Origin of the sequence: Cryobacterium suzukii (genome assembly GCF_004403185.1) — a bacterium.
In the GTDB taxonomy this organism is placed as follows: Bacteria; Actinomycetota; Actinomycetes; order Actinomycetales; family Microbacteriaceae; genus Cryobacterium; species Cryobacterium suzukii.
In genome coordinates, this window is sequence record NZ_SOHJ01000004.1 from 282,589 (window position 1) to 293,679 (window position 11,091).

The 11,091-nt window shown below is 65.2% G+C and carries 8 protein-coding genes; 1 reads left to right on the top strand and 7 read right to left on the bottom strand.

The annotated features are described in order from the left end of the window. Nucleotides 1-132 precede the first annotated feature (132 nt). Entirely contained in the window at nucleotides 133-1,362 is a 1,230-nt protein-coding gene (locus E3T39_RS05720; RefSeq protein ID WP_134513749.1) for an NAD(P)/FAD-dependent oxidoreductase, read from the top strand. Nucleotides 1,363-1,465: 103 nt separating this feature from the next. On the opposite strand, the gene E3T39_RS05725 is transcribed toward E3T39_RS05720, so the two are convergent. The 7 genes from E3T39_RS05725 to E3T39_RS05755 form a co-directional block, all read right to left on the bottom strand. Continuing rightward, entirely contained in the window at nucleotides 1,466-2,887 is a 1,422-nt protein-coding gene (locus E3T39_RS05725; RefSeq protein ID WP_134513750.1) for a dicarboxylate/amino acid:cation symporter, read from the bottom strand. A 135-nt stretch (nucleotides 2,888-3,022) separates the two neighbouring features. Then, entirely contained in the window at nucleotides 3,023-3,376 is a 354-nt protein-coding gene (locus E3T39_RS05730; RefSeq protein WP_134513751.1) for a DUF488 domain-containing protein, read from the bottom strand. A gap of 9 nt (nucleotides 3,377-3,385) precedes the next feature. After that, nucleotides 3,386-4,144 (bottom strand): respiratory nitrate reductase subunit gamma, encoded by a 759-nt coding sequence (gene narI, locus E3T39_RS05735; protein WP_134513752.1) that lies wholly within the window; start codon nucleotides 4,142-4,144, stop codon nucleotides 3,386-3,388. Next, on the bottom strand, nucleotides 4,141-4,866 hold the full coding sequence (gene narJ, locus E3T39_RS05740) for a nitrate reductase molybdenum cofactor assembly chaperone (RefSeq protein ID WP_241979536.1): 726 nt from the start codon (nucleotides 4,864-4,866) through the stop codon (nucleotides 4,141-4,143). The genes narI and narJ overlap by 4 nt, the downstream gene beginning before the upstream one ends. Further along, nucleotides 4,863-6,530, bottom strand: a complete 1,668-nt coding sequence (narH, locus tag E3T39_RS05745; protein ID WP_134513753.1) for a nitrate reductase subunit beta — start codon at nucleotides 6,528-6,530, stop codon at nucleotides 4,863-4,865. Before narH ends, narJ begins: the two co-directional genes overlap by 4 nt. Then, complete coding sequence (locus E3T39_RS05750) at nucleotides 6,530-10,312, bottom strand: nitrate reductase subunit alpha (protein ID WP_134513754.1); 3,783 nt, start codon at nucleotides 10,310-10,312, stop codon at nucleotides 6,530-6,532. The genes narH and E3T39_RS05750 overlap by 1 nt, the downstream gene beginning before the upstream one ends. A 94-nt stretch (nucleotides 10,313-10,406) precedes the next feature. Further along, the gene (locus E3T39_RS05755; RefSeq protein WP_134513755.1) at nucleotides 10,407-11,090 is read right to left on the bottom strand and encodes a helix-turn-helix transcriptional regulator; all 684 of its coding nucleotides are present in this window, start codon (nucleotides 11,088-11,090) and stop codon (nucleotides 10,407-10,409) included. Nucleotide 11,091: the final 1 nt, after the last annotated feature.

Sequence of the window (11,091 nt, forward strand, 5' to 3'; positions counted from 1 at the left end):
GGCATCCGTCACCCGCCCCGGCAAAACGGATGCCGCACCATTACGGATGCGGGGCACCGGGCTCCCGCACAGACCCCGCCGCAGGTGCCAAACGCTGTACAGTCAGAGCACGCTTCGAGGGAGGACCACGCTATGGTCGACCAGCAGACTTTTGTGATCGTCGGGGCGTCGCTCGCTGGCGCGAGTGCAGCGCACGCGCTGCGCGATGAGGGCTTCGATGGTGAGATTCATCTGATCGGGGCCGAGGAACACCTTCCGTACAGTCGGCCGCCGCTGTCGAAGGAGTATCTCGCCGGCACCGCCGACCGGGCGTCGGTCTTTGTCGAGAGCAAGAGCTGGTACGCCGACCGCGACGTGCAGTTTCACCCCGGTACGCGAGCGGTCGACCTCGACCTGGCGGCACACCGGGTCAGCACCGATGATGGCCAATCCAGGCGCTACGACCGGCTGCTGCTGGCCACCGGCTCGCGGCCCCGACGCCTGACCGTGCCGGGCGCAACCCTCGGCGGGGTGCACTATCTGCGCACCCTCGATGACTCCGAACTTCTGCATTCCCTGCTGGCCGACGGCGGCAAACGTCTCGTCGTCGTGGGGTCCGGTTGGATCGGCCTGGAAGTTGCCGCGACGGCTCGAACTTTCGGCAATGAGGTGACCGTGCTTGAGCGCGGCGCGGTGCCGCTCGCGGCGGCTCTTGGCGACGAACTGGGCAACCTGTTCGCTACCCTGCACGAGCACAATGGGGTGGTCATCCGCCGCTCCGTGAGCGTCGAAAGCCTGGTCGGGAGCGACGGCCAGGTCACCGGCGTACTGCTCGCCGGCGGTGAAACGGTGCCCGCCGACCTCGTGCTGGTGGGCATCGGCGCCGTTCCGAACGTGGAGCTGGCCCAGAAAGCACAGCTCGTGGTCGACAATGGAATCCTGGTCTCCGCGAGCCTGCAAACGAGCGATCCGCACGTCTTTGCGGCCGGAGACGTGGCCAACGCCGAGCATCCGCTGATTTCGCAACGCCTACGCAGTGAACACTGGGCCAATGCCCTCAACGGAGGCCCGGCTGCCGCCAAGGCGATGCTTGGCCAGAACGTCTCCTTCGACGCCATCCCGTACTTCTACACCGACCAGTTCGACCTCGGCATGGAGTATTCCGGCTTCGGCCCGCTCACTCGCGGCGCCGATCTGGTCTACCGCGGCGACCCCGCGAGCGGCGAGTTCATCGTTTTCTGGCAGAACGCCGGCCGCGTGGTCGCCGGCATGAACGTCAATGTCTGGGACGTCAACGACGCCGTGCAGGCGCTCATTCGTCGGGCCGAGCCGATCGATCCGGCCCGACTCGCCGACGAATCGATCCCCCTCGACCAGGTCTAGCGGCCCTAGCGGATGCCCTTTCGTCTCGCGCGAAGGGGCGCAAATCGATCTTAGAAGGCTGTTCTTTGATCGATTTGCGCCCCGTCAGTCCAGCCCGGGCGAGCTAGACCCGAGAGTCAGCCAGCTCAGTCGGCGTCGATTCGATGGAGACGTCCGAATCGTCCGTAAAGGGCTGCGAGGTTCGCGGGGCGTTGTACAGCGTCTCGTCGAGGATGCCCTGGCGCTTGGCCACGATCGTGGGCACGAGGGCCTGACCCGCCACGTTCACGGCGGTGCGACCCATGTCGATGAGCGGATCGATGGCCAGCAGAAGGCCAACCCCGGCCAGCGGCAGGCCCAGTGTTGACAGGGTCAGCGTCAGCATGACGACGGCGCCCGTGGTGCCGGCCGTGGCTGCCGAACCGAGTACGGATACCAGAACGATAAGGAGGTACTGGGTGAGGTCCAGCTGAATTCCGAAGAACTGTGCCACAAAGATGGCGGCGACGGCGGGGTAGATAGCCGCGCAACCGTCCATCTTGGTCGTCGCTCCCAGGGGAACAGCGAAGGATGCATAGCCGCGCGGTACGCCCATGCTGCGCTCGGTGACGCGCTGCGTCAACGGAAGGGTGCCGATGGATGAGCGCGACACGAAGCCCAGCTGAACGGCCGGCCAGACACCCGAGTAGTACTGCTTGACGGAGAGACCGTGAGACTTGATCAGCACCGGGTAGACCACGAACAGTACCAGGATCAGGCCAATGTAGATGGTGACGGCGAACTTGCCCAGCGACCCCATGGTGTCCCAGCCGTAAACCGCTACCGCGTTTCCGATCAGGCCGATCGTACCGAGCGGCGCGACGCGAATAATCCACCACAGCACCTTTTGGATGACCGCGAGAGCCGAGGCGTTGAGGTTCAGGAATGGCTCAGCCGCTTTGCCGACCTTCAACGCGGCAATGCCCACCACGATGGCGATGACGAGAATCTGCAACACGTTGAAGCTGACGCTGGTACTCGCGACGCCATCAACGACGGAGGTGTTGGCGCCGAGTCCGAGGAAGTTCTTCGGGAAGAGCCCGGTCAGAAATGCCCACCAGTCCCCGGTCTTGCCGGAGTATTCGGCATTCTCGGTGATGCCCGTTCCTGCTCCCGGTCGCACCAGCACGCCCAGCCCGATGCCGATCAAAACGGCAATCAACGCGGTGATGGCAAACCAGAGAAGCGTGTTCCAGGCCAGCTTTGCCGCGTTCGACACTTCCCGCAGGTTGGCGATGGAGCTGACCACGGCCGTAAAGATAAGCGGTACGACGGCCGCCTGCAGCAGCGAGACGTAGCTCGACCCGATAATTTTCAGGGTCGCACCGAGACCGTTGGGATTCGCTTCGGTACTGCCGGTGTATTTGGCCACGAGCCCGAGGCCCAGACCGATGATGAGCGCGGCGATGATCTGAACGCCGAACGAGCGCACCCATTTGGGAAATCTGCTGCCGCGGGTACTGACGGGAATTACTGAAGTCACTGGTTCGACACTTTCTATTGTCATTCGTGAGTCACGCCGACGCCCCCTGACCCGCGCGGCGGGAGCCCCTTGAGACTCCACCGCCGCGTGCAGGCGCCTCTAGCCCCAAGGCTGAAAGCGGGCACAGTATTCCTTCGAGCGGAATGTGACCTCGTGCGTCTACTTCTCCTGCAGATATTCGGCGAGCACGCGCGCATGGTTCACCCATGGGTCCTTAGCCCCGTAGATCAAGGTCGTCACGCCGGCCGCGGCGAGCGCGCGAAGCTGCACGACGGCCGCCTTGGTCTCGGTATTGCCGTCGAGTTCGGCGCGGTAGCGCACGGCGAACTCGTCCATGCGCTTCGGGTCGTGCTTCCACCAGGTGCGGAGCTCGAGCGACGGAGCGACCTCCTTCAGCCACTCATCGAGCTCGGCGCTCTCCTTGGAGACACCGCGCGGCCAGAGTCGATCAACCAGCACCCGGCATCCATCGGAAGCGGATGCCGCCTCATACGCCCTCTTGATCTGCACCATGAAAAAAGACTACTTTCTGGAGCGCTCCAGCGGGCGCTCACTTTTCTCCCAGCCCCGGCGTGGCGCTCGCGAACCGGCGCCACGAGGATCGTCGCGGGAACGGTACACGACGTAGGGGCGCACGAGGTAACCGAGCGGTGCCGAGAACACGTGCACCAGCCGGGTGAAGGGCCACAGCAGAAACAGAGCGGTCGCCGTGAGCACGTGCAGTTGAAAGAAGAACGGCACATCGCTCATGAGCGACGGGTCGGGCTGAAGGCTGTACAGCGAACGGATCCAGGGTGAGATCGACCCTCGGTAGTCGTAGCCGCCACCGAAGATTTGGTACAGCACGGTGGCCGTCGTGCCAAAGGTGATCGTGCTGGCCAGGAACACGTACATGACCTTGTCCATCACCGTCGTGACCAGCAACACCCGTTTGGTCAGGCGGCGGCGGTAAATCAGAATGGCGAGCCCTGCGACGGTGAGCACGGCTGCGAAACTGCCGAGCCACGTGGCACCGAGGTGGTACATGTGCTCGGTCACGCCGAAGAATTCCAGCCAGGGCTTGGGAATGAACAGGCCGACGACATGCCCGCCGATCACCATGAGGATGCCGTAGTGGAACATGGGCGAGCCCCAGCGCAGCAGCCGGTTCTCGTAGGTTTGGCTCGACCGCGACGTCCAGCCGAACTGGTCGTAGCGGTAGCGCAGCAGGTGGCCCACCACGAACACACCCGTCGCGGCGTAGGGAAAGGCGACCCAGAGCAGGTAGTCCCAGGCGGTCATCGGCGTACTTCCTCATTCGCATGCGCGGAAAACGGCTTCAGATTGCCGAGGTAGGTCATGCCGACCGTCTCGGTCGGCGGCCCCTCATTGACGAGGTTGAGGTAGCGTTCGCGGGTCTCGTCGTCGATCATGGGCAACGACAGGCACACCGCCTCAACGAGGTGGGCGTAGGGACTGTCGAACTTCTCAAGCGCCGAGCGCAAAACCTCGATGCCGTCGCGGTGCGCGGCGAGCAGTTCCTGCGCGATCGGAGAGTCGGACAACGCCGAGAACTCGAGCACCATCGGCAGGTAGTCGGGCAGTTCGTCGGCGTCCACCTGCCAGCCCGCGGCCCGGTACGCCTCGACGAACCGCACGAGCGCCATGCCGCGGCGGCGGGTGTCGCCGGCCGCGTAGTAGGTGAGGTATGGGCAGCACTTGCGTTTCAGGTCGAAGGTCGCGGTGAAGTGCGTTTCGAGCTGCTGCTGGCTGAGCGGGTTGACCGCGGTGAAAAACGCCTGGAAGCTGCGGCGCAGCTCGCCGGGCAGATCCGCAACGGATGCCTCCACCAGCGCAAACTGCGCCCGCCGCTCCGGCGTGGGGTAGTCAAGCAGAATCGACGCCGCCATGTGCGCGATCACTCCTTGCTCGGGCGTCAGCGGAACGGCCGCAATCGCTCGTGGGGCCACCTTGGGCGCCCGAAAGCCGAAGTTCATCCGTGCGCCGAGCGTGCCGACACTCATGCAGGGCTCCCGGCATCCGCTATCGGCGGGAACATGCCCTGGGGCGCTCCGTTACCGTTCCAGTTGAGCAGGTTGACCCGGCCAGGGGTGGTCGGGGCGGTCGCACTCGGGCGCCCGGTCATCGTGTTGTAGTTGTCGACCGTGGCGCCGAGCGGCATGCCGACGGTGTTGCCGTATGGGCCACTGTGCCCGGCAGAGCCGGGCCCGCCCATTCCGGGGCCGCCGTCGGTGTCGAGCGAGCAGCCGAGCTCTTCGAGCTCCCGTGCGGTTTCGACGTGGGCCTTGGGAATGACGTAGCGGTCTTCGTACTTGGCGATTGCCAGCAGCCGGTACATGGCCTGGATGGTTTCGCCGGTCATGCCGACCGCGTTCGGGATGCGTTCGTCTGGTTCGTTGCCGAGGTTGATGTCACGCATGTAGGCGCGCATCGCGGCGAGCTTGCGCAGGGACAGCTCGACCGGAACGACGTCGCCGGCGGAGAACAGTCCGGCGAGGTATTCCACCGGGATGCGCAGCTTGTCGATCGCGGCGAACAGGGTGCGGGCGTCTTCCCCGTCGCTACCCGAGTTGCTGACGACGTCGACCACCGGGGAGAGCGGGGGGATGTACCAGACCATCGGCATGGTGCGGTATTCCGGGTGCAGCGGCAGTGCGATCTCGTACTCGGAGATGAGCTTGTAGATGGGGCTGTTCTGGGCGGCTTCGATCCAGTCGTCGGCCATGCCATCTGCCTTGGCGGCGGCGATGACCTCGGGATCGAACGGGTCGAGAAAGCAGGCGCGCTGGGCGTCGAGGAGGTCCTGATCATTTTCGATCGAGGCCGCGGCGAGCACCGCGTCGGCGTCGTACAGCATGAGGCCCAGGTAGCGCAGGCGTCCGACGCAGGTTTCGGAGCAGATGGTGGGCTTGCCCTGTTCGATCAATGGGTAGCAGAGCGTGCACTTTTCGGCCTTGCCCGTTTTGTGGTTGAAGTACACCTTCTTATAGGGGCAGGCGGAGACGCACATGCGCCAGCCGCGGCATCCGTCTTCGTCCACGAGCACGATGCCGTCTTCTTCACGCTTGTACATGGCGCCGGAGGGGCAGGCCGCGACGCAGGCGGGGTTGAGGCAGTGCTCGCAGATGCGCGGCAGGTAGAACATGAAGGTCTCTTCGAACTCCATCTTCACGTGCTCGCTCATCGTGGCGAGAATCGGGTCCTGCGCGGCGGTTTCCTGCGAGCCGCCGAGGTTGTCGTCCCAGTTGCCCGACCATTTAATGTCCATGTCCTGGCCGGTCAGGAGCGACTTCGGGCGTGCGACCGGGCTTTGCGTGCCGGCCGGGGCGGTGGTGAGCATGTCGTAGTCGTAGGTCCACGGCTCGTAATAGTCGTCGATTTGCGGCAGGTTCGGGTTGTTGAAGATCTGCGAGAGCTTCTTCAGCCGCCCGCCGGCCTTGAGCTGCAGCCGTCCGCGCTTGTTGCGTACCCAGCCGCCCTTCCACTTTTCCTGGTTTTCGTATTCGCGCGGGTAGCCGATGCCGGGCCGCGTCTCCACGTTGTTGAACCAGGCGTATTCCACGCCGGTGCGGTTGGTCCACACCTGCTTGCAGGTGACGGAGCAGGTGTGACACCCGATGCACTTGTCGAGGTTCATAATCATCGACATCTGGGCCATAACACGCATTAGTAGTCCACTTTCTGGCTGCGACGACGAATCACGGTGACCTCGTCGCGTTGGTTCCCGGTCGGGCCGAGGTAGTTGAAGGCGAAGGACAGCTGGGCGTAGCCGCCGATCAGGTGACTGGGTTTGAGCAGGATGCGGGTCAGCGAGTTGTTGGTGCCGCCGCGCATACCGCTGGTTTCGGCGACCGGCACGTTGATGGTGCGGTCCTTCGCGTGGTACATGTACACGGTGCCTTCCGGCATGCGGTGCGAGACGATCGCGCGCGCCACGACGACGCCGTTGCGGTTGTAGGACTCGATCCACTCGTTGTCGCGCACGCCGATCTTGTCGGCGTCCTGAGGGCTCATCCAGATGGTCGGCCCGCCACGGGAGAGCGAGAGCATGAGCAGGTTGTCCTGGTATTCGGAGTGGATCGACCACTTCGAGTGCGGGGTCAGGTAGCGCACGGCGACCTCGGCATGACCGGCAGAGCCCGTCGCCCCGGTCGCGGTCGTGGCGCCGACGATCGAGTCGTCGAACAGTCGGTGCATGTCCAGCGGCGGCCGGAAGATGGGCAGCTGCTCGCCGAGTTCGATCATCCAGTCGTGGTCGAGGTAGAAGTGCTGACGGCCGGTGAGGGTGTGCCAGGGCTTCAGGTGCTCGACGTTGATGGTGAAGGCGCTGTAGCGGCGACCACCGTGCTCTGATCCCGACCACTCCGGGGAGGTGAGCACCGGAACCGGCGCCCCCTGCACATCCGGGTAGCTGAATCGTCGGCCCTCGTTGTCGCTGGCGAGCTGGGCCAGCTTCACGCCGGTACGTTCCTCCAGCTGCCGGAAACCCTGGGTGCCGAGACGGCCGTTGGTGGTGCCCGAGAGGGCAAGCACCATTTCGCAGGCGTGGATCGCCGTCGACAGGCGCGGGCGGCCAGCGGCCGGCCCACTGGGTACCAGTCCGTTCTTCTTGCCGAGGTAGGCCACCTCCACGTCGGGGTTGAATTTCACACCCTTGGTGACCATGCCGAGCTTGGCGGTGAGCGGCCCGAGTGCGCCGAGCTGCGCGGCGAAGGCCGGGTAGTCGCGTTCGACGACAACGAGCTTGGGCATGGTGACCCCTGGGATGAGCGGCTGATCGTTCAACACGGTGCCGTGCGGGGTGGCCATTCCGTCGGGGGTGTCGTGTTGCAGCGGCGCGGCGACGAGGTCCTTACGCTTACCGAGGTGCGTCACCGACATCTCTGAGATCTTCGCGGCAAGCACGTGAAAGATGTCGAAGTCGGTCTTGGACTGCCACGGCGGCGCAATCGCCGGGTTGAACGAGTGAATAAACGGATGCATGTCCGTCGTCGAGAGATCGTTCTTCTCGTACCAGGTCGCCGGCGGCAGGACAACGTCGCTGTAGATGGTCGTCGAAGTCATGCGGAAGTCGCTCGTGACCATCAGGTCGAGCTTGCCCTCCGGGGCGCTCTCATGCCATTTCATGGTCTTTGGGCGGCGAGCCGGCATCGATTCGACGGCGCGCACAGCGGACGACGCCCCGAGCAGGTGCTTGAGAAAATACTCGTTGCCCTTGCCGGAGGAGCCGAGCACGTTGGCCCGCCACACCACGAGCACGCGCGGAAAGTTCTCGGGGGCGTCGGGGTCTTCGCAGGAGAACTCGAGCGAGCCGTCCCTCAGCGAATCGACGACGTACTCGGCTGGCTCCTGGCCGGCCGCGTGAGCATCGTCGACGAGGTCGAGCGAGTTGCGGTTGAAGGTGGGGTAGCTCGGCATCCAGCCGCGCTTGGCCGATTCGACCATGGTGTCCGCGGTGGTGCGTCCCTTGAATATCCCGGTACCGAGCGGGCTGGCGAGGGTGTCTGCACTGAGTCCGTCATAGCGCCACTGGTCGGTGGCGAGGTAGAAGAAGCCGGTGCCGATCATCTGGCGCGGCGGCCGCACCCAGTCCAGGCCGAACGCATACTGGCCGTAGCCGGTGAGTGGGCGCACCTTTTCCTGGCCGACATAGTGGGCCCAGCCACCGCCGTTGACGCCCTGGCAGCCGGTCATGGTGGTGAGCGCGAGAAACGCGCGGTAGATGGTGTCGGAGTGGAACCAGTGGTTGGTGCCCGCGCCCATCAGAATCATCGAGCGGCCCTGCGAGTCCTCGGCGTTCTGCGCGAATTCACGACCGATGCGCGCGGCGGCCTGCCACGGCACCGAGGTGATCTCTTCCTGCCAGGCCGGGGTGCCGGGCGTGGACGCGTCGTCGTAGCCGGTGGGCCACTCGCCCGGAAGTCCGTCGCGGCCAACGCCGTACTGCGCGAGCAGCAGGTCGAACACGGTCGTAACGAGCACACCGGCGACCTCGCGCACCGGCACGCCACGGCGCACGATGCCGGCGGCGCCGGCGTGCTGTTCACCGGGGCTGTCAGCGCCCGGCGTGCCGTCGAAGCGGGGCAGGTCGATCGCGACAGAGCGACCGTCGTAGTCGGGGGCATCCGCTATGGAGAGCAGCGGATCGCGGCCCTCGAGGTCGAGGTTCCACTTGCCCTTGTCGGCCTCGCTGAACCGGTGACCGATCGAACCGTTCGGCACGAAAGCCTCGCCGTTCTCGTCGAGCATGACGGTTTTGAAGGCGGCGCTCGACACGGATGCGTCGGTGCCGGGCAGCGCGTCGGCCGTCAGGAACTTGCCGGGAACCCAGGCGTCCTGGCGCGGGGTGAGCGCGATCAGGTAGGAGGAGTCGCTGAACTTCTTCATGTACTCGACGAAACGCGGGGTGCGGCGGTCGACCAGGAATTCCTTGAGCACGACGTGCCCCATGGCAAGCGCGAGGGCGCCGTCGGTGCCGGGGTGTGCGGCGAGCCACTCGTCGGCGAACTTGGAGTTGTCGGCGTAGTCGGGCGAGACCGTGATGACTTTCTGGCCGCGGTAGCGAGCTTCCACCATGAAGTGAGCATCGGGGGTGCGGGTGACGGGAACGTTCGAGCCCCACATGATGAGGTAGCTCGAGTTCCACCAGTCGGCCGATTCGGGTACGTCGGTCTGGTCACCGAACACCTGTGGGCTCGCCACTGGCAGGTCGGCGTACCAGTCGTAGAACGAGAGCATGGTGCCGCCGAGCAGCGAGATGAAGCGGTTGCCGACGCCCTGCGACACGATCGACATGGCCGGAATCGGGCTGAAGCCGACGACCCGGTCTGGGCCGTACTTCTTGATGGTGTGCACGTGGGCGGCGGCGACGATTTCAGCGGCCTCATCCCAACTGGCACGCACCAGTCCGCCCTGGCCGCGGGCACTCTTGTACTGGCGGGCGGTCTCGGGGTTACCGGTGATCTCGGCCCAGGCCAGCACGGGGTCGCCGAGGCGGGCCTTCGCCTCGCGGTAGAGGTTCAGCAGCACACCGCGCACGTAGGGGTAGCGCACCCGGGTGGGCGAGTAGGTGTACCAGCTGAAGGCGGCGCCGCGGGGGCAGCCGCGCGGTTCGTATTCGGGGCTGTCCGGGCCGACGCTGGGGTAGTCGGTCTGCTGGGTTTCCCAGGTGATGATGCCGTCCTTGACGTAGACCTTCCACGAGCAGCTGCCGGTGCAGTTCACGCCGTGGGTGCTGCGCACCTCTTTGTCGTGGGTCCAGCGGTCACGGTAGAACGAGTCGGCCGCGCGGCCGCCGTTCTTGAAGACGCTGCGCAGGTCTTCGCTGGTTTCACCGCGGCGCAGAAAGCGGCCGAGCTTGATCAGCGAGTCGGCGACCGGGCCGTCGGTGCCGGGCCTGGTCGCGGCGCTGGTTGAAACGCTGGTGCTGGTGTTTGTGCGCTTTTTCACGGCTGTCCCTTACCTGCCGGGGAATGCCGCTGCGGCACTCACCCTCGAAATAAGCTTTGCCGCTGGGCAAAAGGGCTACAACCGCGAAATACCGTTAATAATGTTTTGCCCGGTCTGTGGTGGTTTCGGTCGGCACCTCGTCGGCCGTAGCTGACATGGCCACCACGTCGATCACGCACAGATGCGGGGCGTCGATGAGGTTCAGACCCACGGCTCGGAGCGGGCCGTTTGCCTGCTCGAGCACTCCCTGAATCAAGCGATAGTGCACGCCACAGACCTCGGGGTGTTCCTTGACCATCTCGGAGTACGGGCAGTCGTGCAGGTTGAGTTGTTCGCGGTTCGCGGCGATGCTCGCGTCGAAGCCGGCCTGGTCGAGGTGGTCGTCGAGCGCATCGAGCTGTCGTTGCGCAGCCGGGCCGGAGCAACCAACCAACCTCTGGCCGGCGGGCAGCAGCGGCAGCATCCGTCGCAGCTGGTCGGCACGCTCCTGCGCCGCCTCGATCTTGCGGCTGCGAATCGACCCCAGCTCGGTGCTGGCTCCGTCCGCTGCGCTGTACAGCATTTTGGGACGACCCTTGCTGTCGCGCGCCTCGGGCGCGCAGGTGACGAAACCTTCGTTGATCAGGCGGTCGAGGTGTTCGCGGGCGGTGTTGTGGTGCAGGCCAGCGGCTTCGGCGAGGTCGTTCACGGTCATCGTGCCGCGGCTTTGCAACTGGTAGAGCAGGTTCATGCGGCTCAGACTGGCGAGCGTTTTGTAACTCGGGGGTTGGGCGGCCATG